At 61.8% G+C, this 18,591-nt stretch carries 15 protein-coding genes, 1 tRNA gene and 1 pseudogene; 12 read left to right on the top strand and 5 right to left on the bottom strand.

Annotated elements, in window-relative coordinates:
• Positions 1-69: 69 nt before the first annotated feature.
• Positions 70-1,059, top strand: coding sequence for an agmatinase (speB, locus tag KHO30_RS32390; RefSeq protein ID WP_054035089.1), 990 nt, complete (start codon positions 70-72; stop codon positions 1,057-1,059).
• Positions 1,060-1,142: 83 nt separating this feature from the next.
• Here speB and cytX read toward each other — a convergent pair whose 3' ends face one another.
• Positions 1,143-2,459, bottom strand: coding sequence for a putative hydroxymethylpyrimidine transporter CytX (cytX, locus tag KHO30_RS32385; protein ID WP_200575217.1), 1,317 nt, complete (start codon positions 2,457-2,459; stop codon positions 1,143-1,145).
• Between the two features lie 272 nt (positions 2,460-2,731).
• Here cytX and KHO30_RS32380 point away from each other — a divergent pair, with 272 nt between their 5' ends.
• The 3 genes from KHO30_RS32380 (at position 2,732) to KHO30_RS32370 (ending at position 5,728) form a co-directional block, all read left to right on the top strand.
• A complete protein-coding gene (locus KHO30_RS32380; RefSeq protein WP_211703367.1) occupies positions 2,732-4,045 on the top strand; it encodes a replication-associated recombination protein A in 1,314 nt (437 codons plus the stop codon).
• 137 nt (positions 4,046-4,182) lie between these two features.
• The gene (gene serS / locus KHO30_RS32375) at positions 4,183-5,478 is read left to right on the top strand and encodes a serine--tRNA ligase (protein ID WP_211703366.1); all 1,296 of its coding nucleotides are present in this window, start codon (positions 4,183-4,185) and stop codon (positions 5,476-5,478) included.
• 160 nt (positions 5,479-5,638) lie between these two features.
• Positions 5,639-5,728: transfer RNA gene (locus KHO30_RS32370), tRNA-Ser, on the top strand.
• Between the two features lie 73 nt (positions 5,729-5,801).
• On the opposite strand, the gene KHO30_RS32365 is transcribed toward KHO30_RS32370, so the two are convergent.
• Positions 5,802-6,323 carry a hypothetical protein gene (locus KHO30_RS32365; RefSeq protein ID WP_211703365.1) on the bottom strand — a complete coding sequence of 174 codons (522 nt, stop codon included), beginning with the start codon at positions 6,321-6,323 and terminating at the stop codon, positions 5,802-5,804.
• A 755-nt stretch (positions 6,324-7,078) separates the two neighbouring features.
• Here KHO30_RS32365 and KHO30_RS32360 point away from each other — a divergent pair.
• The 6 genes from KHO30_RS32360 (at position 7,079) to KHO30_RS39385 (ending at position 13,182) form a co-directional block, all read left to right on the top strand.
• Positions 7,079-7,837, top strand: a complete 759-nt coding sequence (locus KHO30_RS32360) for a hypothetical protein (protein ID WP_093643920.1) — start codon at positions 7,079-7,081, stop codon at positions 7,835-7,837.
• A 42-nt stretch (positions 7,838-7,879) separates the two neighbouring features.
• Positions 7,880-9,049: a transporter substrate-binding and LysM peptidoglycan-binding domain-containing protein gene (locus KHO30_RS32355; RefSeq protein ID WP_211703364.1), complete on the top strand. Its 1,170-nt coding sequence runs from the start codon at positions 7,880-7,882 to the stop codon at positions 9,047-9,049.
• 242 nt (positions 9,050-9,291) lie between these two features.
• Positions 9,292-10,596, top strand: coding sequence for an NAD(P)/FAD-dependent oxidoreductase (locus KHO30_RS32350; RefSeq protein WP_211703363.1), 1,305 nt, complete (start codon positions 9,292-9,294; stop codon positions 10,594-10,596).
• Positions 10,593-11,444, top strand: a complete 852-nt coding sequence (locus KHO30_RS32345; protein WP_211703362.1) for a DUF1365 domain-containing protein — start codon at positions 10,593-10,595, stop codon at positions 11,442-11,444. Before KHO30_RS32350 ends, KHO30_RS32345 begins: the two co-directional genes overlap by 4 nt.
• A gap of 12 nt (positions 11,445-11,456) precedes the next feature.
• Positions 11,457-12,668, top strand: coding sequence for an SAM-dependent methyltransferase (locus KHO30_RS32340; RefSeq protein WP_211703361.1), 1,212 nt, complete (start codon positions 11,457-11,459; stop codon positions 12,666-12,668).
• A gap of 1 nt (position 12,669) precedes the next feature.
• Positions 12,670-13,182, top strand: a complete 513-nt coding sequence (locus KHO30_RS39385; RefSeq protein WP_211703360.1) for a chalcone isomerase family protein — start codon at positions 12,670-12,672, stop codon at positions 13,180-13,182.
• A 152-nt stretch (positions 13,183-13,334) separates the two neighbouring features.
• Here KHO30_RS39385 and KHO30_RS39795 read toward each other — a convergent pair.
• The 3 genes and pseudogenes from KHO30_RS39795 to KHO30_RS32320 all read right to left on the bottom strand — a co-directional run.
• Positions 13,335-13,943: pseudogene (locus KHO30_RS39795) on the bottom strand (alpha/beta hydrolase); the annotation flags it as partial.
• A gap of 256 nt (positions 13,944-14,199) precedes the next feature.
• The gene (locus KHO30_RS32325) at positions 14,200-15,525 is read right to left on the bottom strand and encodes an Nramp family divalent metal transporter (RefSeq protein WP_211703359.1); all 1,326 of its coding nucleotides are present in this window, start codon (positions 15,523-15,525) and stop codon (positions 14,200-14,202) included.
• 121 nt (positions 15,526-15,646) lie between these two features.
• On the bottom strand, positions 15,647-16,624 hold the full coding sequence (locus KHO30_RS32320) for a ferritin-like domain-containing protein (RefSeq protein WP_211703358.1): 978 nt from the start codon (positions 16,622-16,624) through the stop codon (positions 15,647-15,649).
• Positions 16,625-17,012: 388 nt separating this feature from the next.
• Between KHO30_RS32320 and map the strand changes: the two genes are divergently transcribed.
• Together map and KHO30_RS32310 are read left to right on the top strand one after the other, a co-directional pair.
• The gene (gene map / locus KHO30_RS32315) at positions 17,013-17,798 is read left to right on the top strand and encodes a type I methionyl aminopeptidase (protein WP_211703357.1); all 786 of its coding nucleotides are present in this window, start codon (positions 17,013-17,015) and stop codon (positions 17,796-17,798) included.
• A 185-nt stretch (positions 17,799-17,983) separates the two neighbouring features.
• Positions 17,984-18,517 carry a GNAT family N-acetyltransferase gene (locus KHO30_RS32310; RefSeq protein ID WP_200620212.1) on the top strand — a complete coding sequence of 178 codons (534 nt, stop codon included), beginning with the start codon at positions 17,984-17,986 and terminating at the stop codon, positions 18,515-18,517.
• Positions 18,518-18,591: the final 74 nt, after the last annotated feature.

Here is an 18,591-nt window from a genome sequence, read left to right as displayed (position 1 = left end):
TTTTTCTATTGATCCCTCGGCCGGTTGCACGTATTTGCTTACTGCCCCTCTTTTCATTGCCGAGACACGATGAATACTTCCTCTTTCATTTCCCCCGACGCCGGTGAACGGCCGCAGCCGTTGTCCGGCAACGCAATGCCCCGCTGCGGCGGCATTGCGACGATGATGCGGTTGCCGAACGTCGGCTCGGCCGAAGGGTTCGACGCCTGCTTCGTCGGCGTGCCGTTCGATCTCGGCACCTCGAACCGCACCGGCGCGCGCTTCGGACCGCGCCAGATCCGCAGCGAATCGGTGCTGCTGCGCCCGTACAACATGGCGACGCGCGCCGCGCCGTTCGATTCGCTGCGCGTGGCCGATCTCGGCGACGTCGCGATCAATCCGTACAACCTGCACGATTCGATCAAGCGCATCGAAACCGCCTACGACGAAATCCTCCAGCACAACTGCAAGCCGATCACATTGGGCGGCGACCATACGATCGCGCTGCCGATCCTGCGCGCGATTCATCGCAAGCACGGCAAGGTCGGCCTGATTCACGTCGACGCGCATGCTGACGTCAACGACACGATGATGGGCGAGAAGATCGCGCACGGCACGCCGTTCCGCCGCGCGGTGGAAGAGGGCTTGCTGGATTGCGACCGCGTCGTGCAGATCGGTCTGCGTGGCACGGGTTACGCGGCTGAAGACTTCGACTGGTGCCGCGATCAGGGCTTTGAAGTCGTGCAGGCCGAGGCGTGCTGGAACCAGTCGTTGGCACCGCTGATGGCGCGTGTGCGGGAACGCATGGGTGACGGTCCGGTGTACATCACGTTCGACATCGACGGTATCGATCCGGCGTTTGCGCCGGGTACGGGCACACCGGAAATCGCCGGTTTGACTGTGCCGCAGGCGCTGGAAATCATTCGCGGCTCGCATGGCTTGAATATCGTCGGCTGCGATCTGGTTGAGGTCGCGCCGCCGTACGATCCGTTCGGTACGACCGCGCTGCTTGGTGCGAATCTCGCGTTTGAATTGCTGTGCGTGTTGCCGGGTGTCGAGTATCGGGCGTCGAAGCGATGAGCTGACCACGATTGATGGTGCATGAAGAGAAAAGGCCTGCAAATGCAGGCCTTTTCTCTTCATTGCAGCGATGCTTGCGCGACTCAAGCGTAGGCAGTCTTCCGAGTCGATACCAGCGCCAGATAACACACCGCGCCGATCACCAACGCCGGCAACGTAGCGCCCAGATTCGGCAGCCATTGATTGATCGCCTGATACGCCACGATCCCGATTGCCCACGAGATAAATGCGCTCAGATGCCAGCCGCCCGAGAAGCCGTAGCGGCCGCGCACATCGCCGAGCACGGCGGCTTCAATGCGACGCTTGCGCACGATGAAGTGATCCACCAGCACCACGCCGAACAGCGGCGCGAACACCGAGCCGATCAGCAGCAGGAAGTTCTGATACTTCGCCATCGGCACGAGCAAGGCGATCGCTGTGCACAGCGCGCCGAAAGCCGCCGACAACAACGGCACGCTGCCGCGCGTCCAGAACGTGCCGGTCGAGACCGCTGCCGAGTGGATGTCGGCGAACGCGTTGTCCACTTCGTCGATCAGGATCAGCAGCAGGGCGAGGCCGCCGCCTGCTTGAGCCAGCGCGCCGGTCAGCAGCGCATCGCCGCCGCCGGCCGCGAGACCGTAGATCGCGCCGAGCGCGTAAAACCAGATGTTTGCGATGCCATAGCCGAGCAGCGTGCCGCGGAAGGTCTCGCCGGGGCGTCGGCCGAAACGCGTGTAGTCGGCGATCAGCGGCAGCCACGAGAGCGGCATCGCGACCACCAGATCGATTGCGCCGCCGAACGACATCTCGCCGGTACCCGGACGGCGCATCAACTCGGCCAGATCGTGCTTGGCGAGCAGATTCCACGAGAGCCACGCAGCGCCCGCCAGCAGCAGCCAGATGCCCCACGTGCGCAGAAACCGGCGCACGAACGACAACGGGCCGCTGATGGCCAGCAGCGTTGCGAGCAAACCGAAGATCACGGTCCAGATCAGCGGCATCGAGAATCCGAAGGCCTGCTTGGCGAGCGCATCGGCGGAATCGCGCATCACGATCACCTCGAACGAGCCCCAGCCGACCAGTTGCACCGCATTGAGCACGGCGGGCACCGAGGCGCCGCGCACACCGAGCGTCGGCCGCAACGACGACATCGCCGCGAGCCCTGTATCCGTGCCGATCACGCCTGCCAGCGCCAGCAATACGACGCCGATCACGCTGCCGATCACGATCGCCAGCAGCGCATGCGGCAGCGACAGCCCGGGCACCAGCAGCGCGCCCGCCTGCGCAACCAGCAGGCCGATGCCGAGCGAGAACCAGAGCGCGAAAGCGTCGCCGGTGCGAAAGGCGCGGCGCGCGTCAGGCACCGGCGTGAGTGGTGCGTAGGTGGAGCCGGCGTCGCCGGCGAGTGGATCTTGTGCCATCTAATCTTGTCCCTGTTGGTGTTGCTTGTGCGTTCGGTGCTGCTTGTATGTTCGCGTGCGATGCCCGTGTTGCCGGCCAATCCGCGCGCGATGTTAGCCTGTCAGGCTGTCGGCGAGATTACTGGCTAACCGGCGTGGTCATCGCCCGAGCGCCGTCACTGTCATAATGCAGGACGTTGCCCGCACTCTTGCGTGCCGGCTTTGTTCATCCGGCAGCACGCCGCCTTCACACGGACCGCGTCCGGAAAAGCCGAGATTATCCCCAAAACGTCATGTTTGAAGAAACCCGTGCCAATGTTCCGCTCGCCGAACGCCTGCGGCCCCGCAATATCGACGAAGTGATCGGCCAGAAGCACCTGCTCGGCCCGAACAAGCCGTTGCGGGTCGCTTTCGAATCCGGCGAAGCCCATTCGATGATCCTCTGGGGCCCGCCCGGCGTCGGCAAAACCACGCTCGCGCGGCTCATGGCCGACGCGTTTCATGCCGAGTTCATCGCGTTGTCCGCGGTGCTTTCGGGCGTGAAGGATATCCGCGAAGCCGTCGAGACCGCACAGATTCATCGCGCGAATGGCCACCAGACGCTAGTGTTCGTCGACGAAGTGCATCGCTTCAACAAGAGCCAGCAGGACGCGTTCTTACCGCACGTCGAGTCAGGCCTGTTCGTGTTCGTCGGCGCGACGACCGAGAATCCGTCGTTCGAGGTGAATAGCGCGTTGCTCTCGCGAGCCGCTGTCTACGTGCTGAAAAGCCTCACCGACGAAGAGCAGTGCGAACTGCTCGACCGCGCGCAAAAAGAACTCGGCGGCCTCACGTTCACCGACGAAGCCCGCGACGCCCTGATCGGTTCCGCCGACGGCGACGGCCGCAAGCTGCTGAACAACCTGGAAATCGTCGCGCGCGCGGCGGCCCAGCAGAAGAGCACCGAAATCGACGGCGCTCTGCTCGGCAGCGCGCTCGCCGAGAATTTGCGCCGCTTCGACAAAGGCGGCGACGCATTTTACGACCAGATCAGCGCGTTGCATAAATCGGTGCGCGGCAGCAGCCCGGACGGCGCGCTGTACTGGTTCTGCCGCATGCTCGACGGCGGCGCGGACCCGCGTTATCTCGCGCGACGCATCGTGCGGATGGCATGGGAAGACATCGGCCTCGCCGACCCGCGCGCGGCGCGCATCGCGCTCGACGCCTCCGAAACCTACGAACGCCTCGGCACGCCCGAAGGCGAACTGGCGCTGGCGCAGGCGATTATCTATCTGGCGGTCGCGCCGAAGTCGAACGCGGGTTACAACGCGTACAACGAAGCGCGGCGGTTCGTGAGCAAAGACCAGTCGCGCGGCGTGCCGGTGCATCTGCGTAACGCGCCGACCAAGCTGATGAAGGAACTCGGCTACGGTCACGAATACCGCTACGCGCACGACGAACCCGATGCCTACGCGGCCGGCGAGACCTATCTGCCGGACAACATGCGCGACCCGCATTGGTACGAGCCGACGCCGCGCGGTCTCGAAGGCAAGATCGGCGACAAGATGGCGCGTCTGGCCGAGCTCGACGCGCAGTGGCGCAGCGAGAACAAGCCGAAGAAGGGCTGAGCCTTTTCGCCCGGGCTTCTGCGGCGGTTGCAGATGCCGTGTCGCCATTCCGCACGGCCTTGACCATCTAACGCACCGGCCGCCCGCGCCGGTGCGCTAAAATCGCTGCTTCATACAACGAACACCTGCCCCATCCCATGCTCGACATCCAGCTGCTGCGCAAAGACCTCGACGGCGTCGCCAAACGCCTCGCCGACCGCGGCTATACCCTCGACGTGGCGGCCTTTGCCGCCCTCGAAGCGGAACGCCGCGACACCCAGACCCGTACCGAAGAGATGCAGGCGCGCCGTAACACCCTATCGAAGCAGATCGGCGGGATGAAGGGGCGGGGCGAGGACACGTCGGCGCTGATGGCCGAAGTGGGCGGGATTGGCGACGAGATGAAGGCGTCGGCGGCCAAGCTTGACGATATCCAGAAGCGTCTGTCCGACCTGCTGCTCGGTGTGCCGAACCTGGCGCACGAAAGCGTGCCCGCAGGCAAAGACGAAACTGAGAACGTCGAAGTGCGCCGCTGGGGCACGCCGCGCCAGTTCGATTTCGAGGTGAAGGATCACGTCGACGTCGGCACGCCGCTCGGCCTCGATTTCGAGACCGGCGCGAAACTGTCGGGCGCGCGTTTCACGTTGCTGCGTGGACAGATTGCTCGGCTGCATCGCGCGCTGGCGCAGTTCATGATCGACACGCACACGCAGCACCACGGCTATACCGAGGTGTATACGCCGTATATCGTGAATCCGGAGATTCTGTACGGCACCGGCCAACTGCCGAAATTCGCCGACGACATGTTCCGCGTCGAGAAGGGCGGTGACGAGAACACGGTCACGCAGTATCTGATTTCGACGTCGGAAATTTCGCTGACGAACACGGTGCGCGACAGCATCGTCGAAGCGGACACGTTGCCGATCAAGCTGACCGCGCATTCGCCGTGCTTCCGCTCGGAAGCGGGTTCGTATGGCCGCGACACGCGAGGGCTGATCCGTCAGCATCAGTTCGACAAGGTCGAGATGGTGCAGATCGTCGCGCCGGAAACGTCGTATGACGCGCTGGAGCAGATGGTCGGCCATGCTGAGGCGATTTTGCAGAAGCTTGAGCTGCCGTACCGCGTGATTACGCTGTGCACGGGCGACATGGGCTTCTCGGCAGCCAAGACGTATGACCTGGAGGTGTGGGTGCCTGCGCAGAATACGTATCGCGAGATCTCGAGCTGCTCGAACACGGAGTCGTTCCAGGCTCGCCGGATGCAGGCGCGCTTCCGCAATGCGCAGGGCAAGCCGGAGCTGGTGCATACGCTGAACGGTTCGGGTCTGGCGGTTGGCCGCACGCTCCTGGCAGTGCTGGAGAATTTCCAGAACGCGGATGGTTCGGTGACGGTGCCGGTGGCGCTGCGTCCTTACCTCGGTGGGGTGGAACGGCTGGAAGTGCCGGCGGCTTGATTGGCGCCGGGCTGAGGCCGCTGCCGATTGCCAAGTCCCTTTAAATTTTTTGGCCGAGGGGCTTGGAAATCGGTTTCAGCTGTTCTATAATCTTTCTCTCCCAAGCAACGACCCGCTTGGATCTGACGAAATGGCCTAGTTGCTGTGAGTTGGAAGACCCGGAAAGGTGGCAGAGTGGTCGAATGCGCTGGACTCGAAATCCAGTGTACCTTTAGGGGTACCGTGAGTTCGAATCTCACCCTTTCCGCCAAATTTAAAAACCCCCGCTGAACGAAAGTTCAGCGGGGGTTTTGCTTTTGGGTCGTTCGAATCGCGTGCCCGGCTCAGAAGCCATGCCAAACAGAAAGCGTCGCACCCGTATCATGCGAATGGAAAACTGCCACACGCGCAGTTCCAGAAAAGACCCAATCGTTGACAGTCAACGACAGCCTTCGCTGCGGTTGTGCACCGAGCGTTAAAGTCGTGTTCGGCAACTGGGCTATCGAGAGTTGCGGCGCCAACGACGGCCCCAGATTGAGATAACTCGACGTCTGCTGTGGTGCCGCCTCAGGCGCTGGCGTCGCAACGCTCCCAGCGCCAAATCGGAATTCGCGGGGCGCCTGCGTGCTATAGAAATTATCGACTTGCGCGTAAAACGGCTTTCCCTGGTCCGACTGATATTCCATTTCATAACGGTGCAAATACCGTTGCGGTTCCGGAATGGGTGGAACAACCGTCTCGGGCAGAGGCGCGATGTTCGCAACGGTCATCGCTTCGGGCAGGTCGGTGGCAAGGCCACCCGCGAACGCATATCCGGTCAGAACAAGGAATATTGCGCCGACAATCCTTTCGTTCAGGCAGGTCATGGCCGTGCCTCCAATGAAGGAATTGAAACGTCACGCTACTAACCGCTATGCCTGAATGGACCGCCGACTGCCCCTGCAATTTTGCTTTTATCAATACATTGTAGTCAGCCCTTCGCGTCTGGCTAGCAATGTATGCAGCATCACCGTGCTCCGGAGATTGATGAGGGGCACGGTACGGCCTGGCGCGCGAGCGAGCCAGGCCGGCACCTTGAACACATTGGATATGAAACGTTAATTTGAATCGATCGTCATTCGTTCTCTTTATCCCGGCTGTCGCTGGCCAGGGGAGCATTTGATCATTGCGCCCCCCGCATCGCCCGTTTGATTGCGCTGCGAGGCCTTCTTCACCACCCAACTTTGTTTCATCCAAAACGATGCAAAAAAGCGAGCACAGCACCGAATTTATGCGATTCACATAATGGACATGTGCGTTCTCAGGTCGCAAGAACGAATTCACTTACCGCGAACGCACAAATTGAAAGCAATTAGAAAATAATCCGATGCTTGTTTGTCATAAATATTTCCGCCTGAATTCAACGCGCGCAGCCATTGCCCACTAGGCCAATTCGACTTCGTGACCCGCCGAATTATGGTGAAAAAGAAGTGGCACTTCCCGAGTCGCCTGAGTGCCTGTAAAGTCATACAGCGTTTTCGCGTCGAGCCTAAAAACACCGACGCCAAACGCATAGCCACAACGATGTCCCGAACAGTTTGCAAGACCAGTTTTGTAAAACAGGCTTCAAAAGGGGATTCACATGTCAGTCGGCAATTCGGTCGTTGACACGACCAAAAGCAGCACGAAATACAAAGTCATCAAGTGGTCGATTATCGGGCTGTGCATCGCCATCGGCGCGCCGCTCGCCATCCTGCTGGTCAAAGGCCTGGTAGGCCTGATCCTCGCGGCGGTGATCGGGCTTGCGGCGATCAACTTCGGTCCCGTTCTCGCCATGAAGTTCGCGAACCAGAAGGTCAAGATGTTCGTGAACGAAGCGAAGTCGAACCCGATCGAGACGCTCTACAACGAACTGGCCGAAAAGCAGGAAGGGGCCGAGCGGTTCAAGAAGAGCATCACGGATTTCCGCACAGAAGTGAAAAACTTCGAAGATAAAACCGCGCAGTTTAAAAAGCAGTATCCGGAAGACGCGGCGCGTTTCGAGACCCAACTCGCGACGATGAGAAAACTGCTCGCGTTTCGCGAGGGGCGCTATAAGCAGGTTCAGGACGAACTCAAGCGATTCTCCGACGCGATCGACCGGGCCAAAGCGCTGTGGGATATGTCGCAATCCGCGCAACGCATGAACAAGATCGCCGGCATGCAATCCAGCGACACGTTCGCGCAAATCAAAACCGACGCCGCCCTCGACTCTGTGATGAACTCGGTCAACAAAGCATTTTCCGAAATGGAAACGTCGCTGATGGAAAGCGCGGAAGTGCAGCAAGCCAAGGCCGCTACCGAGATCGGCGCTATCAGTCAGCCCGCCCAGCAACTCGGCTCGCCCGCGGCGCCCAAATAATCTGGCGCGCACCGCTCGACTACTCAACTCGATCAAAAAATAATGAAGAAAATTCTGGGTTCGGTTCTTTTCCTGATCTTACTGGCTGCCGGTTGGTATATCCACGAAGGCGGCCTGAAAAATCCGCTTAACAGCGGCCAGAGCGCCGACAAAGACACCGTCGCGGTGAATGGCGGGGTGAACGGCGTAGACACCGGCAACCCCAGCAGCGCCGACGTCAAAACGCCAGCCCCGAGCAATCCAGACGGTTTCGTGCCCAACAAGGACACGCTGAAGTCGATCTTGAGCAACGGCGTCGTACGCGTCAGCGTCGAAAATCCATCGCGGCCGTTTTACTCGGAAGACAACGGCAAGCCGCAAGGCTTCAACGTCGACTTCGCCAATCTGTTGTTCGCGCAGAAAGAGTTCACCTCGGGCGATCATCCGACCATCGCCGTCGACACGCACCACGGCGTGGACACGTATCCGGCGGTCCCCGATCAGCTGACGAAAACCGACAAGCAGGGCAACGCGGTCGTCGACGTCGCCATGGACGGCCTGACGTTCCCCGACAACACCCCGAGCGGCGTCGTCTATTCGATTCCCTATGTCGAGGACTTCGGCTATTCGTTGATCGTCGCCAAGGGTTCGCCGGTCCGCTCCGCAGCCGACCTGGCGGGCAAAACGGTCGGCGTGCTGCAGGGCGATCCGGACGTGAAAGCGTATGTCCAGAAAGCGTTCCCGAATAGCAAGATCGTCGAGCTGTCGGATGCGAGCATCGAAGGTCAGCGGTCGTGGATGTCGCACTTCCTGGACGAGCATCAGGTCGACGCCATCGTCTACGACTATCCGTTCGGCGTATCGGAAATCAAGGGCACTGACCTGACCTTCGCTGTCACGAAGCTGGACGGCTCCAATCTCGCGTACAAAATCGGCGTACGCAAGGAAGACAGCGCGCTCCTGATCTACCTGAACTCCGCGATCGCGAAGGTCAAGCAGTCGCCGGCCTATCTGGACCTGTTGCGTAAATACTTCATCAGCGACCAGGTGCTCACCACCGCTGCGACCGGCGGCGAGAAGACGTACGTGGTCCGCTCGGGCGACACGCTGAACGCCATTGCCGCGAGCCAGTTGGGAAGCGGTGCGCGATTTGTTGAAGTGCAGAAGCGCAATAACCTGCCGAACCCCAACCTCATCCTTATCGGTCAGCACTTGATCATTCCGGTGCGCTGACGCGGTAGATTTTTCTGCCGGGCCCTCGCGGCCCGGCATGAACAACTCTCCCCGATTGCCAATGTGAGCACGCCGCACGTCGGCTAGCTCTGTCTCGCCGGGTCGCGTGCCCGTGTCTGCCGTCCAAAATCCGCCAGATTTGCATCCGTTTCAACCCCCGCTGCGTAAATCCCTTCAAGGACGCGCCACCCCGCCATACCCAACTAACCGACCGCGCGCCCCTGAAACCAGGAGACGCGCCCATGACCCATTCCGCACCGACCTCACCACTACCGCGCGGCTCGCGGGTCGCGGTTATCGGCGCCGGTATCTCGGGTTTGGCCAGCGCCTATCTGCTGGCGCGCAACCATCAGGTCACGCTGTTTGAATCGGCCGGCTACGTGGGCGGCCACACCAACACCGTGGACGTCACCCTCGAGGGCCACACACATCCCGTCGACACGGGCTTCCTGGTTTTCAACGACCGCACCTATCCGAACCTGATCGCGCTGTTCGCCGAACTGGGTGTCGAGTCGCACCCGAGTGAAATGACCTTCTCGGTCTCGCTCGACGAAGGCCGCCTTGAATGGGCCGGCACCAGCCTGAACACCGTGTTCGCGCAACGTCGCAACCTGTTCTCGCCGACCTTCATCGGCATGCTGCGCGACATCATGCGTTTCAACAGCAGTGCGCAAAGCAATCTCGATCTCGCGATGGAAACGCGCGCATCCATGGGTGAACTGCTGACGGCCGGAGGTTATGGCGGCGCGTTCCAGCGTCACTACCTGCTGCCGATGGCCGCGGCGATCTGGTCGAGCGCGACTGCAGACATTCTCGCGTTCCCGGCCACCACGTTCCTGCGCTTTTGTCTGAACCATGCGTTGCTTCAGGTGAACCGCCGGCCGCAGTGGAAAACGGTGGTCGGAGGAGGGCGCGAATATGTACGGCGTATCGTCGACACGCTCGACGACGTGCGCATCGGTACCGCAGTCAAAGGTGTGCGACGCGATGCAGACGGCGTCGATGTCTTCACGGATAGGGGCACGGAACGCTTCGACGCGCTGGTGCTCACCACCCACGCGCCGACCTCGCTGCGTCTGCTGGCAAACGACGCCGATCAGGACGAGCGCAGCGTGCTAAGCGCCGTGCGTTACCAGCCGAACGTCGCGGTGCTGCATACAGATACGAACCTGCTGCCGCGTCGTCAGCGTGTGTGGTCGGCGTGGAATTATCTGGGGAACCGCGCGGTCGACGGCACGCATCCGGTGTGCGTCAGTTATCTGGTCAATCAACTGCAGCCGCTGCCGTTCAGAACGCCGCTCGTCGTCACGCTCAATCCGGTGACGCAGCCGGCGCCGGGCACCGAGTTGCGCCGCTTCGTCTACGACCATCCGTTGTTCGATCTGGCCGCTATCGATGCGCAACACCGTCTGCAGTCGGTGCAAGGCAAGCGCCGTACCTGGTTCGCGGGCGCATGGACGGGCTATGGTTTTCACGAGGACGGTCTGAAGTCGGCACTGCGCGTGGCCGCCGATTTCGACGCGTCGCCGGCGTGGGCCAAACTATGAATCCCGCTCGCGTCGAAGCCAACGTTGATCCGGCTGCCTGGCTTTTGACGGGGCAGGTGATGCACGAGCGTCTGCGGCCGAAGCATCATCCCTTCACGTACCCGGTGTTTTGCGTGCGCTGCGATCTGGATCGTCTTGCGTCGCTCGATAGCAGGTGGTTTGGCGTCGATCGCTGGCGGCCGCTCAGCTTGCACCAACGCGATCACGGTCCACGCGACGGTAGCGATCTCGCCACATGGATGCGCGCGCAACTATCGGCGGCGGGTATTGAAGCAGCGGACGGCAAGATCTGGCTACAAGCGTTCCCGCGTGTGTTCGGCTATGCATTCAATCCGGTCAGTTTCTGGTTTTGCCACGATCGAGACGGTCATCTGCGCGCGTTGCTGGCCGAAGTGCGCAACACTTTTGGCGATCGCCATAGCTACCTCTTGAGCGCTGCGGGCAACGCTCCGATCACGTCCGAAACACAACTCAAATGCCGAAAAGTGCTACACGTATCGCCATTTTGCCGCGTCGAGGGGAGCTACGAATTTCGCGTCAGAGAGACGCCAAACAGCGCGTCGGTCTCGATCGACTACCACGACGCTGACGGTTTGCTGATCCGCACCGCGCTGGGTGGCCGATTAAAACCCTTAACGCGCTCGACAGCGCTCGCCGCGTTGATCCGCCAACCGTTGCTGACCGTCGGCGTCGTCGTACGAATTCATTGGCAGGCGTTGCGTCTCGCCTTCAAGAAAGCGCCGTTCTACGGCAAACATCCTGCGCCGAGTCGCACCGCCGATGCATCCACCGACCACGCCGCAGCCGGCCAACCGTCCGCCGCTGCGCGCCCCATATCGTCCGATTGAGGAGATTCAGCCATGGCGCTTTCAAGAACCCTGAGCGAGCACCGAACCATCCCCGCGTCGGGCCGTCTATTTCTCTCTCTGCTCGAACGGATTCAGGTTGGGCATCTGGTGCTGATCACGCCCGACGGTCAGCAGCGCGTGTTCGGCGATCCGCATGCGGCACCGGGCGCGCGTCTGGAGCTGCGCGACTGGCGTGCGTGCGGCGCGATTCTGCGCAAAGGCGACATCGGTTTCGCCGACGCATGGCGCACGTTCTGGGTGGACACGCCTGATCTGGCCGCCTTGCTGCGCGTCGCGATTCGCAACGAGCGCGCGCTGCAACGCACGGTCTACGGCGGCTGGCTCGCGCAACTCTGGTACGGGCTGCGTCATAAGCTCAGGCCCAATACGCGTGCGGGCAGCCAGCGCAATATTCACGCGCACTACGATATCGGCAATGCGTTCTACGCGCAGTGGCTGGATCCGACGTTCACCTATTCGAGCGCTATGTTCGATGGCAATTTCTACCAATCGCTCGAAGCCGCACAACATGCGAAGTATCAACGCATCATCGATACGCTCGGTTTGCGCGAAGGCATGCGCATTCTGGAAATCGGCTGCGGGTGGGGCGGTTTTGCGATGCACGCGGCGCGCCAGGGAATCCACGTGCACGGCATCACGATCTCGCAGGCGCAGCTTGAATTCGCCAAGCAACGTGTGAGCGAAGCAGGTCTGAGTGATCAGGTGCATCTTGAACTACGCGACTACCGCACGCTGACGGGCCAGTACGACAGCATCGTATCGATCGAAATGTTCGAAGCGGTCGGCGAAAAATTCTGGCCGACGTATTTCCGCATCTTGCGCGAACGTCTCCTGCCTGGTGCACGCGCGCTCGTGCAAACCATCACGATCGACGATTCACACTTCGCCGCCTATCGCGCGACCAGTGACTTCATCCGCGAATTCATTTTTCCGGGCGGCATGTTGCCGAGTCCGCAGCGTTTCATCGAAGCGGCGCGGCGTGGCAAGCTCACGGCACGTACGTCGTTGGCATTCGGACACGACTATGCCGAGACCCTGCGCCGCTGGCGCAGCGCGTTCGAAGCACAACTCGATACGATCCATACGCAAGGCTTCGATGAGATTTTCGTGCGGACGTGGCGGCTGTATCTGGCGTACTGCGAAGCTGGCTTCGACGAAGGACGCACGGACGTGATGCAGTTCCTGCTCACCTCGGCGGACTGATATGCGTGTGCTCGCGGCGATCGTGCTGGTGTTGTGGGCGACGGCCGCCTGCGCCGATTGGCGCGGCGACATGCAGTCCGCGACACTCGTGGGCGAGGGCGATTTCAGCGTGTTCGGCTTCAAGCTCTACCGTGCGCAGATGTGGAGCGAACGCGTACCCATCGACTATGACGAACGCTTCGCGCTGCACATCATTTACGCTCGCGGCATCAAGCGCGAGCGGTTCGTCGATGCGGGTATCAGCGAGATCAAGCGTCTTGCCAGCGCGCCGATTCCAGCCGATACGTTGGAGCGCTGGCGTGCGGATATGATGCAGGCGTTTGTCGATGTCGGTCCCGGCGACCAGTTAAGCGCGGTCTATCTGCCGGACAAGGGCGTGCGTTTTTATGCGGGTGACCGTATGACCGGCGAGTTCGACGATCCTACATTCGCACGGGCCTTCTTCGGCATCTGGCTCGATCCGTCGACGCGCGCGCCGACCTTGCGCAGACAGTTGCTCGGTACCGCGCAGTGAAGCGTGCATGATGCGCATGGCGATGATTGCGCATCACCATCACGCTGCACCTCACGGCTCGTCTGTGCGTCGATAAACGCGCTGGTATCGTCGAGGACTGGCGCAAAGCCCCGCAACGGCCCGGCGATGGCGCCGACCAGCAGCGCGTGCCCAATCCGCGGATAGTGTTTCACTTCAACCGTGTCGCCGGCGGCGCGCAGCCTGGCCGCGAACCGGTCGGTGTTGCCCGGATCGACTGTCGTATCGCGCTCGCCCGCTGCGAGGAACACCGGTGGTTCGTCGCCTTCGACGAAGTTGATCGGCTGGCTCGCCGCGCGCAATGCAGGCGGGAAAATTTCTTCAAGCGTCGCGTCGTGCAGCGGCAGAAAATCATACGGGCCGGCAAGGCCGATCACGCCGCTCAAGTCGCGCTTGCTCATCTGTTGCGCTGCGAGATAGCGACCGTCGGTGGCCAGCAGCATCACGATATGCGCACCGGCCGAATGACCCATCAGAAAGATCCGTGACGGGTCACCGCCGAACTCGGCCGCGTGATCGCGTGCCCAGCGCACGGCTGCGGCCGCGTCGTCGACAAAGCCAGGGAAGGTGGTTTCCGGCCACGTCCGATAGTCGGGCACCACGGCCACAAAGCCACGCGAAGCCAGCGCCGCACCGACGAACAGATAGCTGTCGCGCGAACCGCTCTGCCAGCTGCCGCCGTAAAAGAACACGACGATCGGACGGCCGTGCGAACCGCTTTGCGGTGAATTGGCGGCGGGCATGTAGACATCGGGCGTCTGCCGTGGCGAGCGGCCGTACGCGAGGCTGTGCTCAACCTGGAAGTTCTTGTGCGATACGGTGGCGTTGAGTACGCCCGCGGCGCTACAGCCGCCCAGAGCGGCGAGCGCCAGCGCGGCGGTCAAGGTAAGCAGGCGTCGAGGCATGAAAGTCGGGTCCGTCGAAAATCGTTCGTGAATAAGCGTTCGAACAATGTACGCGCCAACCCGATAACCGGATGCAGAAAGCTGCTTTGCCACCTTATCCCGCGTGGAACGGCGGCCATGGAGAAATGCCGGCCACTTGCAGCAACAGAATGAGATTGAGCGCCAGCACGGCGAATGTGCCCGCCACCGCGGCGATCGTGGTCGAGCGGCGATTCCGGTAGCGGCCCATCAAGTCGCCACGCGAGGTGAACCACACCAGCGCGATCATCGGCACCGGTAGTGCGATGCTTAATACCACTTGGCTCAGCACCAGCGCGCGCGTCGCGTCCACTCCGCAGGCAACCACCACGAACGCCGGCGCCATCGTAATCAGCCGCCGCGCCCATACGGGGATATGAAAGCCGACAAAGCCCTGCATGATCATCTGCCCGGCCATCGTGCCGACGACCGAACTCGACACACCGGACGCAATCAGCGCCGCAAGAAAGAGACCCGCCGCGGCGCCACCAAGCAGCGGCGTGAGCGTGCGCCATGCTGTTTCGATGCTGGCCATATCGGCATGCCCCGCATGAAACGCGCTCGACGCCATGATCACCATCGCCATGTTGATGAGTCCGGCCACGCCGAGCGCAACCACCACCTCGATATTCGAAAAGCGCAGCAGTTTGGCGCGCTCACCTTCATTGCGCGGCTTGACGCGATTCTGCGTGAGTCCCGAATGCAGGAACAGCACATGCGGCATGACCGTTGCGCCGATAATGCCGACGGAAATCGTCAGCGCGTTGCTATCGGGCATGCCCGGCGTGAACGTATGCTTGACAACCGATGACCAATGCACCGGCGCAATCAGCAACTCGGCGAGATACGACAGCCCGATCACACCGACGAGGGCCGCGATCGCCAGTTCGAGCGGGCGGAAGCCGCGCTTCTCGAACTGCAGCAAACCGTAGGTGACGGCGGCGGTGATCAGCATGCTCGGCATCATCGGTAGATGCGTGAGCAACGAAACGCCAATCGCACCGCCGACGAATTCTGCCAGGTCGGTCGCCATCGCCGCGATTTCGCTGATGCCCCACATCGCGAGCACGCAACGGCGCGGCAGGACCGAGCGGCATAGTTCGGCGAGATTGCTGCCGGTCACGATCCCGAGCTTGGCGGATAACGTCTGAAATAACATCGCCACGATGTTCGCCAACGCGACCACCCAGAGCAGGGTGTAGCCGTAACCGGCGCCCGCCTGAATATTGGTGGCGAAGTTGCCCGGGTCCATATACGCGATCGAAGCGACGACCGCCGGTCCAACGAACGGCAGCATCGTCCGCAAGCCGCGACGCCGTCCTGCCAGCGTTTCGCGGATATCGAAACAGGTCTGCTCGGTGAGGGTTTGAGGCACGGCGGCTTGGCTGATCGCTTTGTTCATGACTGCTCCTGTCCGTCTTCAAGCGTTCAAGGCAATCCAGATGAAGGCCGGCCAACGGGTGAGCGCGATCGTCATCGCGGCGACCCGTTGCCGGTGCATCCGGCACAGTACGTTGCGTGCTTCAGGCGCTCATGTTGAGCGTGCCATTCACGCCGTTCGGGAAGAAACCACCCTTGGTCGCCATCGAACTCGTCAGGTAGACGATGTTGAGTACGTTGCCATAGCCGCGGCTGAAGGCGAGCCCGTTGCTGTCGAGCGGCACGATGTTCGACGATCCAGACGTCGCGCCCGTGATGCCCTGATCGTCGTGGCCGTTCTGGTCGAGGCTGGCGCGCGCGGCGGAGATGGCGTTGGCGGCGGTGTAGATACTCGCCGTGTCGACGCCTTTTGCAAACAGCACTGTACGCACGAGCCCGGCGTGATACGCCTCAGCCGCGAGAATGCCGGCAGCCGCTTCGAGGAAGGTCTTGTTGGTGATGAGCGGAGAGGCGCCCTTGTAGGCCGTCACGCCGACGTCTTCGAAGATGAACGCACCGAGCAGGAAGTTGTTGTCGTTCGCATACGGATTGAAGGTGACGCCTGCGCCGACCAGACCCGCAGCGCGCGCCGCGTTCGAGAACGCTCCGTTCGGATTGGTCCCGCCAATGTCGATCGAGGGCATCGCGACTGCCGCCGAGCCCAACGCGCTGCGCAGGAAGGTGACGTGCTCGCGTTCGTCGTTGGCGATTTCGTTCGCATAGGCCTGAACGACCGGATCCTGGAACGGCACCTGCTGCCCTGGAATTACCGTGCCCAGCGTACCCAGACCGGACGTCATGCTGGCCGCGAGGCCCGCACCTGTTGTCGCATACGTATAGAACTGCGACTCCAGGTATTCCAGATTCAGCGCGAAGTTGAGAATCTCCGGATCGGTCGGTGCGCTGGCGGCCGAGGCACTCGAGCCGGAGCCACCGCCGCACGCACTGATCAGCGTGCCGCCGACCAGACCTAGGCCGAGTCCGCCAGCGTTGCGGAAAAACTGTCTGCGCTGCAGGCGCCGTTCAACCCGGCGGTCGAATACGTCGATAAGCTCTGCTGATTTATTGCTGGATTCCGACATGGCTATGCTCCTCCGATGGTACGACGCCAATGCCGCGGACTCGCGACGCATACGCGCGGACAACTGCTATCCACGCGATGCTCAAACGCAAATCGCGGGCGCAAAGAGGCCCCGTTCTTCTGAGAAGAACTAAACGATGTGGGGAAGAAATCGAGTCCTCAACTTCTTTACGACGCGAATGCGCGGCCAGATGCAAGCCTCACAAAAGATTTCTCTGCGCGCTCGCAGCATGGGGCAGGCTGACACGGTTTTTCCGACTCCAGAAAGCCGATCGGCGTCGTGCGGAAAAAACGCCCGGCTAGCAGGTCCCGTCCGGCTCGCGGAGGCCCTCCGGCGATCCTCTGTACAATTGGCCGATCGTCAACATCGTTTCAGCCCCACCGAATTCATGGCCATTACCTACAAGACTCCTGACGACATCGCCAAGCTGCGCATTTCCGGCCGCCTCGCGGCCGACGTGCTGGCGATGATCGGCGAGCACGTCAAGGCCGGTGTCTCCACCGACGAGCTCGACACACTGTGCAACGACTACATTGTCAATACACAAAAGTCGATTCCGGCAAATGTTGGCTATTTGGGTTTTCCGAAGACGGTTTGCACGTCCGTCAACCAGGTGGTGTGCCACGGCATTCCTAACCGCAGCGAAATCCTGAAAGACGGCGACATCATCAATATCGACGTCGCGATTATCAAAGACGGCTATTTCGGCGACACGAGCCGCATGTATTGCGTCGGCCAGCCGAGCACGGTGGCGCGCCAGCTGATCGACACGACCTATGAAGCGATGCTGGCCGGCATTCGCGAGGTCAAGCCAGGCGCCACGCTCGGCGACGTCGGCTACGCGATCCAGAAGATCGCGCAGCGCGACGGTTTCTCGATCGTGCGCGACTACTGCGGGCATGGCATCGGCAAGGTTTATCACGAAGACCCGCAAGTGCTGCACTACGGTCAGCCGGGGCAGGGCGTGCGTCTGAAGCCGGGCATGGTCTTCACGATCGAACCGATGATCAACGCGGGCCGCGCCAGCACCGCGGTGCAGCGTGACGGCTGGACCGTGGTCACCAAAGACCGTTCGCTGTCGGCGCAATGGGAGCATATGATCGCCGTGACCGAAGAGGGCTACGAGCTGCTGACGCCATGGCCGGACGGCACCGGCAATTACGAAGCGCCTTGAACGCAGTGACCAGCGCGCCTGACGAACCGGCTATCCGGACGGTGGGCGTGCGAATTGCTGCGCAGCGGGCGCGCGGCGCCTGCACCAGGAACCGCGGCTAAAGTTCGATCCGGCAAATAAGGATTTGACTCGCGCGCCGGTTCGGTTAAAGCTATGCCTTAGGGTTTCAAGGGGTTTTCGTCTGCATGAGTCCGTCATTGACCGTTCGCCGTATCGCCGCTGATCAGGGCGCTGTTTTCCGCGAACTCCGTACTGCGTCGCTGCGGGAGGCACCCTATGCCTTCGGCGAGACGCTAGAGGACGCGTTGTCGGCGGATGCCGCCACCTTCGACGCCACCGCTGCTGAACACGCTGTTTCGTTTATCTTCACCAGTTTCATCCTCTATACCGAGGGCCATCCGGCAGGACTAGTCGAAGCCTATTTCGACGACTCCGAGGCGCGCCGCGCGTTCGTCTGCGAGTTGTGGGTGGCGCCGGCCGTGCGTCATCTGCGAGGCGGCGAGTTGCTGGTCGACACGGCCAGCGCCTGGCTTGCCGGCGAAGGCGCCATGGAAATCTACGCATGGGTCGCGGACGCCAACCGCAATGCGATGCGCTTTTACGAGGCGCTCGGTTTCGGTCCCACCGGCGAGCATCGCCGCGTCGCGCGTGCGCCCGAGCAGGCAGAAAGCCTGCTGGTGCGGCACGTGCCGACCACGTCGCAGGTATTTCAGCAGTGATCTCGCGAGCGGCGCGTCAGCCTGCCGCTCACATCCCATCCGCGTCGCAACAGCGTTCATGGCCAAATGACCGG

Origin of the sequence: Paraburkholderia aspalathi (genome assembly GCF_905220735.1) — a bacterium.
GTDB lineage: Bacteria > Pseudomonadota > Gammaproteobacteria > Burkholderiales > Burkholderiaceae > Paraburkholderia > Paraburkholderia aspalathi.
Note: the sequence above shows the minus strand (reverse complement) of the source record. Positions and strands in the feature narration are given on the sequence as shown.

Coding starts and splice junctions, on each gene's coding strand:
- speB (WP_054035089.1), top strand. CDS start 70: ATGAATACTTCCTCTTTCATTTCCCCCGACGCCGGTGAACGGCCGCAG.
- cytX (WP_200575217.1), bottom strand. CDS start 2,459: ATGGCACAAGATCCACTCGCCGGCGACGCCGGCTCCACCTACGCACCA.
- KHO30_RS32380 (WP_211703367.1), top strand. CDS start 2,732: ATGTTTGAAGAAACCCGTGCCAATGTTCCGCTCGCCGAACGCCTGCGG.
- serS (WP_211703366.1), top strand. CDS start 4,183: ATGCTCGACATCCAGCTGCTGCGCAAAGACCTCGACGGCGTCGCCAAA.
- KHO30_RS32365 (WP_211703365.1), bottom strand. CDS start 6,323: ATGACCTGCCTGAACGAAAGGATTGTCGGCGCAATATTCCTTGTTCTG.
- KHO30_RS32360 (WP_093643920.1), top strand. CDS start 7,079: ATGTCAGTCGGCAATTCGGTCGTTGACACGACCAAAAGCAGCACGAAA.
- KHO30_RS32355 (WP_211703364.1), top strand. CDS start 7,880: ATGAAGAAAATTCTGGGTTCGGTTCTTTTCCTGATCTTACTGGCTGCC.
- KHO30_RS32350 (WP_211703363.1), top strand. CDS start 9,292: ATGACCCATTCCGCACCGACCTCACCACTACCGCGCGGCTCGCGGGTC.
- KHO30_RS32345 (WP_211703362.1), top strand. CDS start 10,593: ATGAATCCCGCTCGCGTCGAAGCCAACGTTGATCCGGCTGCCTGGCTT.
- KHO30_RS32340 (WP_211703361.1), top strand. CDS start 11,457: ATGGCGCTTTCAAGAACCCTGAGCGAGCACCGAACCATCCCCGCGTCG.
- KHO30_RS39385 (WP_211703360.1), top strand. CDS start 12,670: ATGCGTGTGCTCGCGGCGATCGTGCTGGTGTTGTGGGCGACGGCCGCC.
- KHO30_RS32325 (WP_211703359.1), bottom strand. CDS start 15,525: ATGAACAAAGCGATCAGCCAAGCCGCCGTGCCTCAAACCCTCACCGAG.
- KHO30_RS32320 (WP_211703358.1), bottom strand. CDS start 16,624: ATGTCGGAATCCAGCAATAAATCAGCAGAGCTTATCGACGTATTCGAC.
- map (WP_211703357.1), top strand. CDS start 17,013: ATGGCCATTACCTACAAGACTCCTGACGACATCGCCAAGCTGCGCATT.
- KHO30_RS32310 (WP_200620212.1), top strand. CDS start 17,984: ATGAGTCCGTCATTGACCGTTCGCCGTATCGCCGCTGATCAGGGCGCT.